Genomic DNA, 17972 nt, shown 5'->3' with positions numbered 1-17972 from the left:
GGCGGTGGCGACAAGCACTGGCTCCTTGAGTAACGACCCATGCCGGGCAGAGTATTCAGACAAATCATATTGATAGCGGGCACCGGCTTCCCGACTAAGTACATGAGCATAAAAAATCGCCCCGAACCGAAAATTCCGGCACGGGGCGATTTTTTGGCTTTTTTGCTTACTTGCGTCGTTGCGGCGGCAGGTCGGTACACACGCCCAGCGCCACCTCGGCCGCCATGCCGACCGATTCGCCCATGGTCGGGTGCGGATGGATGGTCTTGCCGATATCCTCGGCATCGCAGCCCATTTCAATCGCCAGGCAGATTTCACCGATCATGTCGCCGGCATGCGGTCCGACAATGGCACCACCGACGATATGGCCGCTGTCGGCATCAAAAATCAGCTTGGTGAAGCCTTCGTCGCGGCCATTGGCGATCGCGCGGCCGCTGGCGGCCCACGGGAACACGCCCTTGCTGATCTTGCGACCGGCCTTTCTGGCCTCATCCTCGGTCACGCCGACCCAGGCGACTTCCGGATCGGTGTAGGCGACGCCCGGAATCACGCGGGCATCAAAATACGCCTTGTGACCGGCGCAGTTTTCCGCCGCCACATGCCCCTCGTGTACCCCCTTGTGCGCCAGCATCGGCTGGCCGACCACGTCGCCGATGGCGTAGATGTTGGGCACGTTGGTCCGCTGCTGCTGGTCGACCGGGATAAAGCCGCGTTCGTTGACCAGCACACCGGCGTTTTCCGCACCGATCAGCTTGCCGTTCGGCGCACGGCCGGCGGCAACCAGTACCAGGTCGTAGCATTGCGGGCCGGCCGGGGCCTTTTCGCCCTCGAACGTGACCCAGATGCCGTCTTCCTTCGCCTCGACCGCCGTGGTGCGGGTGTTCAGCATGATGTTGTCGAAGCGGTGGCTGTTCCACTTTTCCCACACCTTGACCAGATCGCGATCCGCGCCCTGCATCAGGCCGTCCATCATCTCGACCACGTCGAGACGCGCACCCAGCGTCGAGTACACCGTGCCCATTTCCAGGCCAATGATGCCGCCACCGATAATCAGCATGCGTTTCGGCACCGAACGCAGCGCCAGCGCGCCGGTCGAATCGACAATGCGCGGGTCCTCGGGAATGAACGGCAGCTTCACCACCCGGCTGCCGACGGCAATGATCGCCTGCTTGAAGCGGATCACCTTGCGTTCGCCGGTCTGTTCGCGGCCTTCACCCAGGGTCACGCTGACCTCAAGATGGTTCGCATCGAGGAAGCGGCCTTCGCCGCGCACGATATCGACCTTGCGCGCGCGGGCCATGCCGGCCAGGCCACCGGTCAGCTTGCCGATGACCTTGTCCTTGTAGGCGCGCAGCACGTCGACGTCGACTTCCGGCTTGCCGAACTTGATGCCGTGACTTTCCAGGTGGGCCACTTCGTCGATCACCGCCGCGTTGTGCAGCAGTGCCTTGGACGGAATGCAGCCGACGTTCAGGCACACGCCACCCAGCGTCGAATAACGCTCGACGATCACGGTCTTCTGACCCAGGTCGGCACTGCGGAACGCAGCCGAGTAGCCACCGGGCCCGCCACCAAGCACCAGCACATCGCACTCGATGTCGGCATTGCCGGCAAAGGCGCCTGCAGCGGCGGGTGCGGCCACCGGGGCAACTGGCGCAGCAGCAGGAGTGGCAGCAGCCGGTGCGGCGGCTACGGCAGCGGCCGATCCGGCCTCCAGCAGCACGATCACGTCACCTTCGCCGACCTTGTCGCCGACCTTGATCCGGACTTCCGTCACCACGCCGGCAGCTTCTGCCGGTACGTCCATGGTCGCCTTGTCCGTTTCCAGCGTGACCAGCGTGTCATCCTTCTCCACCCGGTCGCCCACTTTCACGGACACTTCGATCACATCCACGCCCGCATGCCCGCCGATGTCGGGAATCTTCAGTTCGATTTGGCTCATAGGTTTTCCCGGGCATGGACGAGGGCGTTGCCGCCGCCCATGCCTGAATTCTGTTTGTGGGTCTGCGGCATGCCGCCACCAGGACGGCATGCCGCTTCCGGCGTCACAGCATCAGGCGGCGGATATCACCCAGCACCTGGCTCAGGTAGCTGGTGAAACGCGCAGCGGCCGCGCCGTCGATCACGCGGTGATCGTAGGACAGGCTCAGCGGCAGCATCAGCCGCGGCGCGAATTCCTTGCCGTTCCACACCGGCTTGATCGCCGACTTGGACACGCCGAGGATGGCGACTTCCGGGGCATTGATGATCGGCGTGAACGCCGTGCCTCCAATACCGCCCAGGCTGGAAATCGAGAAGCAGCCACCCTGCATGTCGCCCGGCAGCAGTTTGCCGTCGCGGGCCTTTTTCGCCAGCACGCCGGTTTCCTGCGCAATCTCGATCAGGCTCTTCCGGTCAGCGTCCTTGACCACCGGCACCACCAGACCATTGGGCGTGTCGGCGGCAAAGCCGATATTCACGTATTGCTTCAGCACCAGGTTGTCGCCGTCCAGCGACGCATTGAAGGCCGGGAATTTCTGCAGCGCCTTGACCGCGGCCTTGATCAGGAAGGCCAGCGGCGTCAGCTTGACCCCGTCCGCCTTCAGCTCTTCGCCCATCTGCTTGCGGAAGGCTTCCATGTCGGTGATGTCGGCCTCGTCGAACTGGGTCACATGCGGAATCATTACCCAGTTGCGCGACAGGTTGGCGCCGGAAATTTTCTTGATCCGCGACAGCGGTTCGCTGGTCACCGGACCGAACCTGGCGAAATCGACCTTCGGCCACGGCAGCAGGTCGAGGCCCGAGCCGTTGACCGGCGCAGCGGCGACGGCCGCGGCCGGGTTCTGCAGCACGCCCTTGACGAAGGTCTTGACGTCGCTTTCGGTAATGCGGTTCTTGCGGCCGGTGCCGGAGACCTTCGACAGGTCGACACCCAGCTCGCGCGCCAGGCGGCGGACCGACGGTCCGGCATGGGCGCTAACAAAGGCGACCTGATCGACCGGAGCGACCGCACGCGGCGCTGCCGCCACGACCGGGCTGGCAGCCGGCGCGGTCACGACAGCGGCCGGTGCCGCCACCGGGGCCGGGGCGGCGGCCGGCGAGGCGGCAGCCTGGCCTTCAGCCTCGATAACGACAATGGCGGCGCCCTCGCCGACCTTGTCGCCGACCCTGACCTTCACTTCCACCACCAGACCGGCAGCGGTAGCCGGCACGTCCATGGTCGCCTTGTCGGTTTCCAGCGTGATCAGCGTGTCGTCGACAGCAATCCGGTCACCGGCCTTGACCGCAACGTCGATCACGTCGACGCCGTCATGGCCGCCGATATCCGGCACGGTCAGCGTTTGCCGGCCACCTGCTGCTGCGGGAGCGGCAGGTGCGGCCGCCACCGGAGCCGGGGCAACAGCGACCGGGGCAGCTGCAGGGGTGGCAGCAGCCGGGGCAGCGACCGGCGCCGCAGCGGCCGATTCAGCCTCCAGCAGCACGATCACGTCACCTTCGCCGACCTTGTCGCCGACCTTGACCCGTACTTCCTTCACCACGCCGGCGGCTTCTGCCGGTACGTCCATGGTCGCCTTGTCCGTTTCCAGCGTGACCAGCGTGTCGTCCTTCTCCACCCGGTCGCCCACTTTCACGGACACTTCGATCACATCCACGCCCGCATGCCCGCCGATGTCGGGAATCTTCAGTTCGATTTGTTGGCTCATGTCTTGTCCTTGGCCCGGCGCGAGGCGGCGAATCCGCCCGCCCCGCGCCCGAGGGGCCCCGCCGGCTGGCGGGGGCCCGGTTCATCCCTTACCCGCTTATACCGTCCACGGGGCCGGCTTGTCGGCCTGGATACCGTATCTGGTGATGGCTTCCTCGACCCGCGCGACATCGATCCGGCCTTCGTCGGCCAGCGCCTTCAGTGCCGCCACGGCGACCTGGTAGCGGTCGACTTCGAAGAAGCGGCGCAGGTTGGCGCGGCTGTCCGAACGGCCGAAGCCGTCGGTGCCCAGCACGGTGTAGCGTCCCGGCACGAATTCGCGGATCTGGTCGGCGTAGGCGCGGATGTAGTCGGTTGCAGCCACGCACGGGCCCTGACGTCCGCCCAGTTGCGTTTCCACGAACGACTGGCGAGCGGTCGCGACCGGATGCAGGCGGTTGTAGCGCTCGGTTTCGCGGCCGTCGCGGGCCAGCAGGTTGAACGAGGTCACGCTCCAGATATCGGCGCTGACGCCGAAATCGTCGCGCAGCAGCTCGGCACCGGCGATGACTTCGTTGAGGATGGTGCCCGAGCCCATCAGCTGGACCTTGAGTTCGCTGTCGGCACCGGCCTTCAGCAGGTACATGCCCTTGAGGATGCCGTCGATCGCCGCATCGCCTTCCGGCAGCGCCGGGTGGGTGTAGTTCTCGTTCATCAGGGTGATGTAGTAGTACACATCTTCCTGTTCGACATACATGCGCTTGAGGCCATCCTGCAGGATCACGGCCAGTTCGTAGGCGTAGGTCGGGTCATAGGACACGCAGTTCGGGATCAGCCCGGCCTGAATGTGGCTGTGGCCGTCCTCGTGCTGCAGACCTTCACCATTCAGCGTGGTCCGGCCGGCGGTGCCGCCGAGCATGAAGCCGCGGGCGCGCAGGTCGCCGGCCGCCCAGGCCAGGTCGCCGACGCGCTGGAAGCCGAACATCGAGTAATAGATGTAGAACGGCACCATCGGGATGCCATGGTTCGCATACGAGGTGGCGGCAGCGATCCACGACGACATCGCGCCGGGTTCGTTGATGCCTTCCTGCAGCATCTGGCCGTCCTTGGACTCCTTGTAGAACATCAGCTGGTCGGCATCCTGCGGCACGTAGTTCTGGCCCTGGCTGGACCAGATGCCGTACTGGCGGAACATGCCTTCCATGCCGAAGGTACGCGACTCGTCAGGCACGATCGGCACGATCTGCTTGCCGATGTTCTTGTCCTTCAGCAGCACGCCAAGCATGCGCACGAAGGCCATGGTGGTCGAGAATTCGCGGCTTTCACTGCTCTTCAGCAGCGCGTCGAACACGTGCAGGCCCGGAATCGCCATCGGTGCCTTGACCGGCAGACGCGACGGCAGGTAGCCGCCGAGCGCGCCGCGACGGCTGCGCATGTACTGCATTTCCGGGCTGTCGTCGGCCGGCTTGTAGTACGGAACTTCGTGTTCGAGCTGCTCGTCGGTCACCGGAATGCCGAAGCGGTCGCGGAAGCGGCGGATGGAGTCGATATCCATCTTCTTTGCCTGGTGGGCGATGTTCTGCGCCTCGCCGGAACGACCCATCGCGTAGCCCTTGATGGTCTTGGCCAGAATCACGGTCGGGCGACCGCGCGCATTGGTGGTCGCTTCGTGGTAGGCCGCATAGACCTTGTGCGGGTCATGGCCGCCACGGTTCAGCGCCCAGATCTCGTCGTCGGACATGTTGGCGACCATTTCGCGCAGCTCCGGATACTTGCCGAAGAAATGTTCGCGAACGTAGGCACCGTCCCTGGACTTGAAGGTCTGGTAGTCGCCGTCGACGCACTCGTCCATGCGCTTCTTCAGCAGGCCATGGGTGTCCATCGCCAGCAGCGGGTCCCAGCGGCTGCCCCAGACAACCTTCAGCACGTTCCAGCCGGCGCCGCGGAAGTCGCCTTCCAGTTCCTGGATGATCTTGCCGTTGCCGCGCACCGGGCCGTCCAGACGCTGCAGGTTGCAGTTGACCACGAAGATCAGGTTGTCGAGGCCTTCGCGTGCGGCCAGCGCGATCGCGCCCAGGCTTTCCGGCTCGTCCATTTCGCCATCGCCACAGAATACCCAGACCCGGCGTCCCGGCGTACGCGCCAGCCCGCGGCTCTCCAGATACTTCAGGAAGCGGGCCTGGTAGATGGCCATCAGCGGGCCCAGGCCCATCGACACGGTCGGGAACTGCCAGAAGTCCGGCATCAGCCACGGGTGCGGATACGACGACAGGCCATGACCGTCCACTTCCTGGCGGAAGTTGTCCAGCGCGTCGGCGGACAGGCGGCCCTCGATAAAGGCGCGCGCATAGATGCCCGGCGCGGAGTGCCCCTGCACATAGATCAGATCGCCGTCCTGCTCTTCGTTCGGCGCACGCCAGAAGTGGTTGAAGCCCACGTCGTACAGCGTCGCGGCTGACTGGTAGCTGGCGATGTGGCCGCCCAGCTCGAGATCCTTCTTGCCGGCGCGCAGCACCAGCGCCATCGCGTTCCAGCGGATGATCGAGCGGATGCGGTGTTCGAGTTCGTGATTGCCGGGCGACTTCACTTCCTTGCCGACCGGAATGGTGTTCCGGTAGGCCGTCGTCGCGTCGAACGGCAGGTGCGCGCCCTGGCGGCGCACACGTTCAACCATTTGTTCCAGCAGGTAATGGGCGCGCTCGGCGCCGTCGCTGGCAAGCACCGATTGCAGTGCTTCCAGCCATTCCTGGGTTTCCTGCGGGTCGATGTCGTTGTGCAGGGGTTCGGTCATGTCTCATCCACCTCAAACGAGTTATCCGGCTGGCGTCAGTCTTCCGCCGGAAAGCGAAATCGCGTGTTGCGCGAATTTGTAATGATTGGAAACGAACAGCTTATGTCGTTTTTTGTACACCGGATTGTGTCGCAAGTCGGTTTTTTTTGCAGCCGTTTTCGTTCACGTCAACCAGTCACGTCGACGGCAACGACACCCGTCATGTTGCGCTGCAGCGCGGCAAAACCGAACATTTCAGCAAATAATTGCCAGTACAACAGCATTTTTCACTGCCCCGGAGCCCGCTGCCTCCGCTTTTGACCCTTTGGCGCGGCAATGTTGCTTTGCGAAAGAAATTGTCACCGCATCCGCAAATGCAGCGTGTTCGCCACACAATCGTCACTATAACCGGATTGTCGAACACGCCAAGGGGGTCGGCAGCAAAACGCCGCGACGGAAGCGCGGCGCTGGAGGCGGAAGCGGCTGGATCCAGTCAGGCGGACTGTCGTGCCCACGACGGATCCTGTCTGTCGGGCATGCACCGACGCCACGGTGACCGTCGGTGCCCACCTGACATCAGCAGTCTTAACGGCGTTCGTTCTTTTCTTCCTTGACGATGGGCGTCAGTTCGTCGACGCGGGCGTCGATACGCGAACGGACGTAGAAATCATCGCCCCTGGCATCGCGGGCGAAACGGTACTGCTCCAGCGCCGCACGATAATTGCCCTCGTAATAGAACTGCTGGCCGAGTGCGAAGTGGTAGCGCATCACGTCGCGGTCCGCGTAGATGCGCGCCAGCCGCTGCCACAGCACGGCGCTGTCCGGGCGGCGGGTGACTTCACGTTCGGCCAGGTCGCGGGCCGGATCGAGCCGCTTGCCGGCGATCAGGCTGTCGATCTCGCCATAGGCCAGCGCCGGCGCATCCGGGAAGCGCGCCCGGCCGTCATGGTAGAGCCGTGCCGCCACATCGTAATTGCGCGCCGCCAGTTCGATGGCCGCTTCCTGGCCGATCAGCCACGGATTCGGCTGGCCGGCCAGCGCGGCCGCCCGCCGGTTCGCGTCCCGCGCGCCGGCAATGTCGTTCTGTGCCAGCAGGGCAGCGGACAGCCCGTACCACTGGGCCATTTCGCTGACATAGCGGCGATCGCGGATCGCATCGCGGTAGAAGCGTGCCGCCGCCAGCGGTTCCATCACCGCAACACGGGACTTCTCCCGCGCCAGCAGGAATTCGACCGAGTCGGCCGGCATCCGTGCCGGCTGGCTGGCCGCACGGTTCTCGGCGTCGGACACCCGTTCGGAGGTCACCGGGTGGGTACGCAGGAAAGCCAGCGCATTGTTGTCGTTGATGCGGTTGGTCTTTTGCAGCCGCTCGAAGAAACTGCCCATCGCCCGGGAATCGAAACCGGCCTTGCCCAGCGTCTGGATGCCGACGCGGTCGGCCTCGCGCTCGAAGTCGCGGCTGAACGACAGCTGGTTCTGGATCGCCAGCCCCGGGCCGGCAGTCGCGGCGGCAATCGCCGCGTTGGCGCCGCCACCGGCGCTGGCGGCCAGCACGGCGGCCAGCATGCCACCAAGCGCCATCAGGTTGCCCAGCCCGCGCTGCTCCATCTGCCGCGCGATATGGTGCTGGGTCACGTGCGCCATTTCGTGCGCCATGACCGAGGCCAGTTCGCTTTCGTTCTGTGCCGCGACGATCAGCCCGGTATGGATGCCGATATAGCCGCCGGGCATGGCGAAGGCGTTGATCTGGTTGTCGTCGATGGCGAACAGCCGGTAATGCTGGGCCGGGTCGGGGCTGGAATTGGCCAGCCGCACCGACATCCGCCTCAGGTAGTCATCCAGCTCGGCATCGCCAAGCAGGGCATTGTTCTCGCGCAGCCAGCGGAAGCCGTCGCGGCCGGCGCGCGCTTCGTCGCTGCTGGTAAAACCGGCTTGCGCCGAATCCCCCAGATCGGGCAGCAGGATCTGGGCCGGGACAGTCGGGCTGACCAGCAGGCAAGCCAGCAGGAGGGCGGACGATGTTCTCATGCGGTCAATCATAGCCGCCAAACCGGTCATCAGTCTTGCCGCGAAGACGACTTTCGCCACGGCAGCCGCGTCCAATCTGGGTACACTCGGGGTCATTCCCGTTTCCGATCCGCCTGCGCATGAACGGCTTCTCCTCTTCCTTCCCGCCCGCACCGGAGCGTGCCACCGACGATGCCGGACAGCCGCGCTGCGGTCGTTACGCCGGTCTGATCGCCGATACCGGCTGGTCGGCACTGGCCCTGTCCCCGTTCGCCCGTCTGAGCCGGCGGCTGCGGCACAAGCGCTGGCAATACGCCGGCATCAGCCATCCGCGCTTCTTCGTCGGCATGGCGGTCGTCGACGCCGGCTGGATCGCTTCCGGCTTCTGCTACGTGTTCGACCGCAGCAGCCGGCGCATGGTCGCCGCCTGCGCCAGCGACGGTCTGCCCGGCCTGCACGCACATGTGGCGGATACGCCACTCGGCGACGCGCACTATGCGCGCGGGGCGGTCCGGCTGGGTTTCGTCCGCCATCCCGACCGGCTGGAACTGGCGGTCAGCGCCGACGGGCTGCGCCTGGCCGCCCACCTGCCGACGGCCCCCCTGCCACCGGTACTGTCGGTGATCGCCGTGCCGCAGGGCGGGATCGCGCATGTCACGCACAAGACCGGCGGACTGGCACTCAGCGGCTTTGTCGACGCCGGTGGCGAACGCTATTCGCTCGACGGTGCCGTGGCATCGCTTGACCACTCCAGCGGGCTGCTGGCCCGTCATACCCGCTGGCGCTGGGCCAGCGCCTTTGACGGCCGCCTCGGCCTGAATCTGCAGCAGGGCTATCTGGGCGAGGCGGAAAACGCGCTGTGGATGGATGGCCGGCTGATACCGGTCGGCCCGGTCAGCATCGAGCATGGCACCGACCCGCTCGAACCATGGCGCATCCGCGACCGCGACGGGCTGGTCGATCTGCATTTCAGCCCGGAAGGCGCCCGCCATGAGGACCGCAATCTGGTGCTGGCATCGACCCGCTATGTCCAGCCGGTCGGCACGTTCAGCGGCAGCCTGCGCGCCGGTCCCGACGGCGCCGTGTCAGTCATCCGCGGCCTGGCCGGCGTGACCGAGGACCATGATGTCCGCTGGTAAGCCGGCCAGGCCGGCCGGCATCGGCCTGTACGGCGGCACCTTCGACCCGATCCACAGCGCCCATCTGCGGCTGGCGTGCGCGCTGCGCGACGAGCTGGCGCTGGACAGCGTGCGCCTGGTCCCGTCCGGGGTGCCGCCGCACCGCCCGCCACCGCATGCGTCCGCCGTCCATCGGCTGGCCATGGCCCGGCTGGCAGTGGCCGACGAGCCGGGGCTCGATATCGATGCCCGCGAGCTGGCGCCCGGCGCCAGCGGCTATACCGTCGATACGCTGGCGGCGCTGCGCCGCGAAGTCGGGCCGTCGCGGCCGCTGTGGTGGCTGATCGGCGCCGACCAGCTGGCCGGCCTCGATCGCTGGCATCGCTGGCAGGACTTGCTGACGCTGGCCAACCTGGCGGTCGCCGCCCGTCCGGGCTTCGGGACCCTGCCGCTGCCACCTGCCGTGGACGCCTTGTGGCAGTCGCGCCAAGCGACTGATTTTGCAAATTTTCCTGCCGCGGGTAGAATCCGCGCCCTGACTTTATCGCCGGTCGACGTATCGGCCACCGCCATCCGCGCCGACCTGGCTGCGGGCGGGGACGGGTTGGGGGCGTTGCCGCCCGCCGTCCTGGGCTACATCCGCCGACACCGGCTCTACCGAATTGAAAGTATCTAGATGAATCAAACCGCAACCGCTTACCCCAGTTCCGACGCCATTGCCGCCCTCGCCGTCGAGGCGCTGGAAGATGTGAAGGGCAAGGAAATCGTCAACCTCGACACCCGCGAGCTGACGTCGCTGTTCAACCGCCTGGTGGTCTGCACCGGCGACTCGAACCGCCAGGTCAAGGCGCTGGCCAACAGCGTGCATGTGAAGCTGAAGGAAAACGGCGTCGACATCGTCGGCACCGAAGGCGAGCTGAGCGGCGAATGGGTGCTGGTCGATGCCGGTGACGTGGTCATCCACGTCATGCTGCCGGCCGTGCGCGACTACTACGACCTCGAAGCGCTGTGGGGCGGCCAGAAGCCGGTGTTCACGCCGATCCCGGGCAAGGACTGGAAAGCGGTCTGAGTCCCGTCACGCCGCAACAGTCATGAAGATCACACTGCTCGCCGTCGGCACCAAGATGCCGCGCTGGGTTGACGACGCCTACGCCGACTACGCGAAACGCCTGCCGCGTGAGGTCACGCTCGAACTGCGCGAGATCAAGCCGGAGAAGCGCGGGTCCGGCGTCACGGCAGAAAAGGGCATCGCCGCCGAGCATGCGCGCATCGTCGCCGCGCTGCCGCCGCGTGCAAAGCTGGTGCTGCTCGACGAGCGCGGCAAGGCCTGGACCACGATGCAGCTGGCCGACGGTCTCAAGGGCTGGCTCGGCGACGGCCAGGATATCGCCATCGTGGTCGGCGGTGCCGACGGCACGTCGGACGAACTGAAGGCGCGTGCCGATCTGCTGCTGCAGCTGTCGGCCATGACGCTGCCGCACGGTATGGTACGCGTGCTGCTGGCCGAGCAGATTTACCGCGCGGTCAGCATCCTGAACGGCCACCCGTACCACCGCGAGTAGCCTTCCGGCTCATCTCAGCGCTTGAACAGCCCCGACAGCGCACCCAGTCCCTGCGACAGCAGGTCGCCGCTGCCGGCCTCGACTTCGCCGTTCGGTGTCAGCGTATCGACCACCTGCGGCAGATACTGCGCCACCAGATCGGATGCCTGCTGCGGGTCGACACCGAAGCGCGCCGCCAGGGCACTGACCTGTTCGCTGCCGAGTATCTGCTGAATCTGCTCGGCACTGACCGGTGCATTGTCACCGGTACCGATCCAGCTGCCGACCACGTCCGACAGCCCGCCCTGCTGGAACTTTTCCACCAGTCCCCCCAGGCCACCCTGCTGCTGGATCAGTTCGGAGATGCCGGCCAGTGCATTGCCGCCCTCACCCTGCTGCCCGCCCAGCAGCCCGCCGGCCGACTGCAACAATCCGTCCAGAAGTCCCATGGTTTTTCCTTTCCCGGTTTTCATGCACGCGGCACGCGGGCCGCTCCGCTCCCAGTGTAGAAGCTATTGGCACAATGCGCCGCCCGCTGACGCCGGGACAGTCAGTCGCTATACTCGCAGCCGATCGCAATCCCTGACTGCGGCGCGCCGGATTTCCCGCCGGTTGCGCTGCCTGGCGCCCCCCGGCGCCGCCATCGGGCGTCCGTCTGTTTCACGGATGCATTCCGGAATCGTCCCCGCCTGTCGGCTACGATGAATTCCGCCACCAGCCCATCACCTCCTCCATGCTCGAACGATACTTTTCGCTCGTGGCGAACGGCACGACCGTGCGCCGCGAAATCCTGGCCGGCCTGACTACCTTCCTGACCATGTCGGCCATCCTGTTCGTCAATCCCGACATCCTGTCGCAGGCCGGCATCGACCATGGCGCCGCCTTTGTCGCCACCTGCCTGGCCGCTGCCGTCGGCTCGCTGATCATGGGCCTGCTGGCCAATTACCCGATCGGCCAGGCGCCGGGCATGGGCATCAATGCCTTCTTCACCTTCGGCCTGGTCAAGGGCATGGGTCTGCCATGGCAGGTCGCGCTCGGCTGCGTGTTCGTATCCGGCTGCCTGTTCGTGCTGGTCAGCGGCCTGCGCATCCGCGAATGGTTCGTCAACGCGTTCCCGCGCAGCCTCAAGCATTCGATCGCTGCCGGCGTCGGCCTGTTCGTGGCCCTGCTCGGCCTGTCCACGGCCGGCATCGTGGTCGGCAACCCGGATACGCTGGTCGCCATCGGCAAGGTCGGTTCGCCGCAGGCGCTGCTGGCGATGGGCGGTTTCGTGCTGATGGTCGTGCTCGACAAGCTCGGCGTGCGCGGCGCGATCCTGATCGGCATCCTCGCGGTGACGGCGGTCTCGGTGGCACTGGGACTGACACCGTACGGCGGCGTGTTTTCCGCCCCGCCGTCACTGGCGCCAACCTGGCTGCAGGCCGATATCGGCGGCGCACTGCAGAGCGCCACGCTGGGCATCGTGCTGAGCCTGTTCCTGATGGACCTGTTCGAGACCTCGGGCACGCTGATCGCCATCGGCGAGCGCGGCGGCTTTCTCGACCGCGACGGCAAGCTGCCACGCCTCAAGCAGGCCATGCTGGCCGACAGCACCGCCATCACCATCGGCGCCCTGCTCGGCACGTCCAGCACCACGTCCTACCTGGAAAGCACGACCGGCATCGCCGCCGGCGGCCGCACCGGCCTGACCGCGGTCGTTATCGGCCTGCTGTTCCTGCTGTCGCTGTGGTTCGCGCCGCTGGCGGCCATGATCCCGGCCCACGCCACCGCACCGGCGCTGCTGTTCGTGGCCGTGCTGATGCTGCGCAGCCTGACCCATATCGACTGGGACGACATGAGCGAATCGGCCCCGGCCATCGCCTGCGTCACCACCATGGCCTATACCTTCTCGATCTCCGACGGCATTGCCTTCGGCGTGATCGGCTATGTGCTGATCAAGACCCTGTCCGGCCAGTGGCGCCAGGTCAGCCTGCCGATTGCCGCCGTGGCCGCGCTGTTCGTGCTGCGCTTCTGCATTGAATGAGGACACCGCCAATGAAAACCGCCCTGCGTGGTGCCATGCTGACCTTCCGCGACGATCCGTTCACGCACGCGCTGTCCGACTGTGCGGTCTACGAGCCCGACGCCGTCATCGTCATGGCCAACGGACTGATCGATGCCGTCGGCCCGGCCGCCGACATCCTGCCGACCCTGTCCGCCGACGTACCGGTCACGGTCTGGCGCGACTGCGTGCTGCTGCCGGGCTTTATCGACAGCCACGTCCACTATCCGCAGACCGAAATGATCGGCGCCCATGGCGAGCAACTGATCGACTGGCTGAACAACTACACCTTCGTCGCTGAACAGGGCTTCAGTGACAAGACACATGCCGCCGAAATCGCCGAAGTCTTCCTGCGCGAGCAGCACCGCAACGGCGTCACCGCATCGACGGTGTTCTGCACCGTGCATCCGCAGTCGGTCGACGCCCTGTTCGAGGCCGCCGCCCGGGTCAACATGCGCATCATGGCCGGCAAGGTATGCATGGACCGCCACGCGCCGGCAGCGCTGCTCGACACGCCGCAGCGCGCGTATGACGAGTCGAAGGCACTGATCGGGAAATGGCACGGCAGGGGTCGCGCCGAATACGTGATCACGCCACGCTTTGCCCCGACCTCGACCCCGGAGCAGCTCGATGCGCTCGGCAGCCTGGCGCAGGACTTCCCGACCACGCTGATCCAGTCGCATCTGGCGGAGAACATCGACGAGCTGGCCTGGGTCCGCGCACTGTTTCCGTCCTGTACCCACTACACCGACGTCTACCAGCGCTACGGCCTGCTGCGGCCGCGCGCCCTGTACGGCCACGGCATCCACCTGTCGGAAGCCGAGCTGGACATCCTGTCCGCGACCGGCAGCGCCATCGTGCACTGCCCGACCTCGAACTTCTTCCTCGGTTCCGGCTGTTTCGACCTGCGCCGCGCCCGGGACGCCCGCCGCCCGGTCGCGGTCGGCCTCGGCACCGACCTCGGCGCCGGCACCAGCTTCTCGATCCTGCAGACGCTGAACGAGGCGTACAAGACCGCCCAGTTCCACGGTTTTCCGCTGTCGGCCGCCCAGGCCATCTACCTGGCCACGCGCGGCAATGCCCGCGCACTGGGCCTGGACGACCGTATCGGCGCGATCGAGGCCGGCATGGAAGCGGATATCGCCGTGCTTGACCTGATGTCCACCCCGCTGATCGCCTACCGCATGAAATACGCGCGCGACTGGCAGGATGCCCTGTTCATCCAGATGACGCTCGGTGACGATCGCGCCATTGCCGCAACCTATATCGCCGGTCAGCAGGTGCATTGCCGGAACGGGTAATACGTATGCTTTCCGGCCCGTTTATTATCACGATCCGGCAAAGTGCCTTTCAAATAGTGCGCAGCAAAAACGGGATTTAAACGGAAAAGTAAAAAAGCTTGCACCGCATGGTTATTTCTCATCGCCGCCCCAATAAAAACCGGCAACGACATTCCATCCATCCTCATAAAAAAACAGAAAAACTCCCGACAAGAAAACGTATTGCTTTCCTTATCGCCGATTTGCAAACCGTATAGCCTCGCAGCCTTGTTTTCATGATGAAACGGAATCTGCGATGCAGCGATTATATGGTTATCTTTCGGGATTAACTGCCAGGCAAATCCAGTACCGCGCCAGAAAGCGAAAAACCGGACCTGTGCACTGCCCGCGGCATTTGCCGTCCGGGTTTGGCCGGACAGGCGGCATCGTGGCGCTGTCGGCCCTCATTGCCGGCATCCCGGCGGCCAATGCGGCCCCCGCCGACATCACATGGGATGACCGGGCCGATAACTGCGAGGCGGCGGCCCCGGCATCCGGCCCCTGCCACACCGCGCTCCGTTTCTCCGGTATCCACACCGCCAGGCTGGGTCTAGCCGGACTCGGGCTGGCCGGACTGGCCGCGCTGCTTGGCAGCAAGAAGGGGGACAAGCCGTCGGCACCGGCAGGCAATCACATCGCGCCTGACGCCGCCCTGCCGCCCCGCTCCACACCGGCTGGCCAGCCGGGCGGAAACCCGGCCAGTCCCGATACCGGCAATCCTCCCCTGTCCGCGCCGGCAGACCGGCAGATCGGAGCCCCCGTCAATCCCGGCACCGGCAGCCCCCCCGTCCTTCCCCTGCCGAGCGCCATCAGGCAGAACCCGTACCGGCCAATCAGCCTGATCCGTTCGGCCACGCTGCACATTCCCGACCAGGGCGCATTCATCAACACCGGGACGCTGAGCGACACCACCCTGGCCGCTCATGGTCCCCTGCATAACGGGCCCAGCGGCCGCATCGCACTGCATCCGCTGGCGGACAGCCACTTTCATCACACCCTGCGCAACCATGGCACGATCGATCTGGAAGCCGCACTGACCGGTGCCGGCAGCGGCCGGCTGATCAATGCGCACAGCGGCGTCATCAGGCTGAGCGGCAAGGGCACGATCCGCGCCACGGCACGCAGCCTGTTCATCAACGACGGCACCGTCACCGCCCGTCATGCCATCGGCCAGCGCAGCGAGCGCTTCATCCTGATGATGAGTGCAGAGGGTGGCGGGCCCGCCCGGCCGGGACTGAATACCGGCACCCTGATCGCCCGTGGCGGCTACGGTGCCGTCACGTTCAAGGCCAGCGACTACCAGAAGCGGACGTTCATCAACCGTGGCAACATCGATTTCACCGCCGAGAACGGCGCCACGCGCGCACTGCACATCCCTGAATTCAACAATTTCAACACGCTGATCAACGACCGCGGAGGCATCATCACCGTCCGCGGCAACCATGCGGTCGCCATGGGCAGCAACGGCATGGCAAGCCACCTGGTAAACCGGGGCACCATCAATCTCGGAGTCAGGGACACGGCCGACTTCGGCATGGCCGCGATGGAGGCGGGCGCCTGGGGCAAGCCCGACGGCCGGCACCCGGCCGTCATCATGCGCTCGACCCTGCTCAACGACACCGAGGGGGTCATCAATGTCTTCGCCAGGCACTCGTTCGCTTTCCGGATCCACCGGCCTGACGGCAACCTGCCATCGGCTGCCATCCTGATCAATCGCGGCAAGGTCCATCTGCTCTGCGGCAACAGCAGTTGTGCAAACAGCGAGCGCCGCATTGTCGTCAGCCCCCATGCCACCCAGACTTACCGGTTCACGCTGCCGGACACGTCCGGTCTCGATGCGCCGGACCCCGCCGGGCCGACCGGAACCGGCCATGTCCATCTGGGTGTGGACGGAAAGGCCGGCGGGATATTCGTCAATACCGGCCGGCTCGATCCTTTGCACCTGACTTCGTCCGGCCATGTGCACAACACCGACAGCGGCGAGCTGAAGCTGGACAGCGCGCAGATCCGGAACACGCTGTGGAACGACGGGCAGATCCGCACGGAAGCCCGCCTGGAGACCCTGGATGGCGGCCGTTTCGTCAACCGGCATGGCGGGCAGATGCTGCTGACCGGCAACGGCTCCCTGTATGCGTCATCCGACAGCGCCTTCGTCAACCTGGGCCGTATCCTGGCGGAGCGGGCCGGGCCTGCCGCGGCCGGTACCGCACTGCTGGTTCTGAGCGGCAGCGGGGACAACAATGGCAGCCGGACAAAATCCAACGTCGGCAGCATGATCACCCGTGGCGGCTACACGGCAGTCAGGGCCGAAGCCGGCAACAAGCGGCAGATGTTCATCAACCGCGGCAGCATCGACTTCACCGCCGAGCACGGCGCCACCAGCGCGCTGTCCGTCACGGCCTCGACCGGCAACGACCATGACCTGATCACAGACCTGGTCAACGACAAGACAGGCGTCATCACCGTGCGCGGCGACAATGCCGTCGCCATGAGCAGCGACACCACCTCGCAGCTGATCAACCGCGGCATCATCAACCTTGGGGAGCCCGGCTCACGCCATGTCGGCATGGTCGCCATGGCACAGCGGGGCTGGCAGGGCTCGCGGCCCCGGTCGGCCCCCTCGCTGCTGGTCAACGAGCAGGGAGGCATCATCAATGTCCACGCCAGACAATCGCATGCATTCAGCATTGACGGGAACAATGCCTTGCTGGTCAACCGCGGCATGGTCAGCCTCTCCTGCGGCGACCAGAGTTGCCAGACATACCGGGACGCCTCTACCCGTGACCAGGACATCAGCCTGAATACAGCCGGCCTGCAGTTTCGCAGCGAAGCCAGCGTTCCGGCTGACGACGAATCGGATCACCGCGGCAACGACAGCCCGCACTATGACCACAACGGCCTGCCTGTCGCCGCCCCGGCCGCCGCTCATGCACAGTCGCTGGCCGGCTACGTGATCGGCACCCGGCCGGACGGCGGCGCCGGTACGCTGGACGGCGGACATCTCGATGCCAGCGGCGTGACCGTCGACACCGGGTTCGCCACCGGCAGCAGCCTCAGGCACGCCACCTTCAGCAAGGTACTGCGCGGCAAGCGCATCGACGGCATCGAACGGATCACCTCGCGCAATGCCGCCTGGCGGGCACAGGCCTACCGTGACGCCGATGGCGATATCGGCATCACCCTGATCAAAAACGACTACCGCGATCTGGTCCCCGATGCGGCACTGCATCCGGTCGCTGCGGCGCTGGAACGGGGCTACGACGGCAGCGCGCTGTTCCACAGCCTGGAACTGGGCTCGGCAACTGATATCGGTCACGCGCTGCGCCAGTTGTCCGGCGCCGGCATCGCCTCCTCACTGCAGCCGCTGCGCACACTGGAACAGCGCTTCGCCCGCTTCAGCGATGACATGCCCGGCAACCGGGCCGGCTTCGGCTTCCGCCTGGTCGGCAGCCGGCATGGCCAGCCCGAAGCCAGGCTTGGCAGCTCGACCTATGACCTCGTCGCCCTGCGCCAGC

The 17972-nt window shown here is 65.8% G+C and carries 11 protein-coding genes and 1 pseudogene; 7 read left to right on the top strand and 5 right to left on the bottom strand.

The features are described 5' to 3' along the window. Positions 1-166 precede the first annotated feature (166 nt). The 4 genes from lpdA to DFO50_RS17370 all read right to left on the bottom strand — a co-directional run bounded on the left by lpdA (position 167) and on the right by DFO50_RS17370 (position 8459). Entirely contained in the window at positions 167-1942 is a 1776-nt protein-coding gene (lpdA, locus tag DFO50_RS17385) for a dihydrolipoyl dehydrogenase (protein WP_112692931.1), read from the bottom strand. Positions 1943-2045: 103 nt separating this feature from the next. Beyond that, positions 2046-3683 (bottom strand): dihydrolipoyllysine-residue acetyltransferase, encoded by a 1638-nt coding sequence (gene aceF, locus DFO50_RS17380; protein ID WP_112692930.1) that lies wholly within the window; start codon positions 3681-3683, stop codon positions 2046-2048. A gap of 96 nt (positions 3684-3779) precedes the next feature. Then, positions 3780-6452, bottom strand: a complete 2673-nt coding sequence (gene aceE, locus DFO50_RS17375) for a pyruvate dehydrogenase (acetyl-transferring), homodimeric type (protein WP_028499433.1) — start codon at positions 6450-6452, stop codon at positions 3780-3782. A gap of 564 nt (positions 6453-7016) precedes the next feature. Then, positions 7017-8459, bottom strand: a complete 1443-nt coding sequence (locus DFO50_RS17370) for a M48 family metalloprotease (RefSeq protein ID WP_107890303.1) — start codon at positions 8457-8459, stop codon at positions 7017-7019. A gap of 119 nt (positions 8460-8578) precedes the next feature. Between DFO50_RS17370 and DFO50_RS17365 the strand changes: the two genes are divergently transcribed. Genes DFO50_RS17365 through rlmH form a run of 4 tightly spaced genes read left to right on the top strand, consistent with a single transcriptional unit; the run spans position 8579 to position 11118 of the window. After that, complete coding sequence (locus tag DFO50_RS17365; RefSeq protein WP_036386065.1) at positions 8579-9577, top strand: DUF2804 domain-containing protein; 999 nt, start codon at positions 8579-8581, stop codon at positions 9575-9577. Then, positions 9561-10232 (top strand): nicotinate-nucleotide adenylyltransferase, encoded by a 672-nt coding sequence (nadD, locus tag DFO50_RS17360; protein ID WP_233495300.1) that lies wholly within the window; start codon positions 9561-9563, stop codon positions 10230-10232. The genes DFO50_RS17365 and nadD overlap by 17 nt, the downstream gene beginning before the upstream one ends. Beyond that, a complete protein-coding gene (gene rsfS, locus DFO50_RS17355) occupies positions 10233-10625 on the top strand; it encodes a ribosome silencing factor (protein ID WP_036386070.1) in 393 nt (130 codons plus the stop codon). Positions 10626-10647: 22 nt separating this feature from the next. Continuing rightward, positions 10648-11118: a 23S rRNA (pseudouridine(1915)-N(3))-methyltransferase RlmH gene (rlmH, locus tag DFO50_RS17350; RefSeq protein ID WP_028499438.1), complete on the top strand. Its 471-nt coding sequence runs from the start codon at positions 10648-10650 to the stop codon at positions 11116-11118. Between the two features lie 14 nt (positions 11119-11132). Here rlmH and DFO50_RS17345 read toward each other — a convergent pair. After that, positions 11133-11573 (bottom strand): annotated as a pseudogene (locus DFO50_RS17345) (YidB family protein); the annotation flags it as partial. A gap of 257 nt (positions 11574-11830) precedes the next feature. Between DFO50_RS17345 and DFO50_RS17340 the strand changes: the two are divergent. The 3 genes from DFO50_RS17340 to DFO50_RS17330 all read left to right on the top strand — a co-directional run. After that, positions 11831-13120 (top strand): NCS2 family permease, encoded by a 1290-nt coding sequence (locus DFO50_RS17340; protein ID WP_107889071.1) that lies wholly within the window; start codon positions 11831-11833, stop codon positions 13118-13120. Between the two features lie 11 nt (positions 13121-13131). After that, positions 13132-14439 carry a guanine deaminase gene (gene guaD, locus DFO50_RS17335; RefSeq protein WP_112692928.1) on the top strand — a complete coding sequence of 436 codons (1308 nt, stop codon included), beginning with the start codon at positions 13132-13134 and terminating at the stop codon, positions 14437-14439. Between the two features lie 406 nt (positions 14440-14845). Beyond that, positions 14846-17972 (top strand): hypothetical protein (locus DFO50_RS17330; protein WP_146745133.1); only part of this gene is annotated, 3127 nt, incomplete at its 3' end.

The sequence above is a fragment of the Microvirgula sp. AG722 genome, assembly GCF_003269145.1.
Classification (GTDB): Bacteria; Pseudomonadota; Gammaproteobacteria; order Burkholderiales; family Aquaspirillaceae; genus Microvirgula; species Microvirgula aerodenitrificans.
This window is presented reverse-complemented; position numbering and strand designations above follow the sequence as displayed.

Excerpts from the sequence above, each read along its gene's own strand:
- lpdA (WP_112692931.1), bottom strand. The coding sequence starts at position 1,942 with ATGAGCCAAATCGAACTGAAGATTCCCGACATCGGCGGGCATGCGGGC.
- aceF (WP_112692930.1), bottom strand. The coding sequence starts at position 3,683 with ATGAGCCAACAAATCGAACTGAAGATTCCCGACATCGGCGGGCATGCG.
- aceE (WP_028499433.1), bottom strand. The coding sequence starts at position 6,452 with ATGACCGAACCCCTGCACAACGACATCGACCCGCAGGAAACCCAGGAA.
- DFO50_RS17370 (WP_107890303.1), bottom strand. The coding sequence starts at position 8,459 with ATGAGAACATCGTCCGCCCTCCTGCTGGCTTGCCTGCTGGTCAGCCCG.
- DFO50_RS17365 (WP_036386065.1), top strand. The coding sequence starts at position 8,579 with ATGAACGGCTTCTCCTCTTCCTTCCCGCCCGCACCGGAGCGTGCCACC.
- nadD (WP_233495300.1), top strand. The coding sequence starts at position 9,561 with ATGATGTCCGCTGGTAAGCCGGCCAGGCCGGCCGGCATCGGCCTGTAC.
- rsfS (WP_036386070.1), top strand. The coding sequence starts at position 10,233 with ATGAATCAAACCGCAACCGCTTACCCCAGTTCCGACGCCATTGCCGCC.
- rlmH (WP_028499438.1), top strand. The coding sequence starts at position 10,648 with ATGAAGATCACACTGCTCGCCGTCGGCACCAAGATGCCGCGCTGGGTT.
- DFO50_RS17340 (WP_107889071.1), top strand. The coding sequence starts at position 11,831 with ATGCTCGAACGATACTTTTCGCTCGTGGCGAACGGCACGACCGTGCGC.
- guaD (WP_112692928.1), top strand. The coding sequence starts at position 13,132 with ATGAAAACCGCCCTGCGTGGTGCCATGCTGACCTTCCGCGACGATCCG.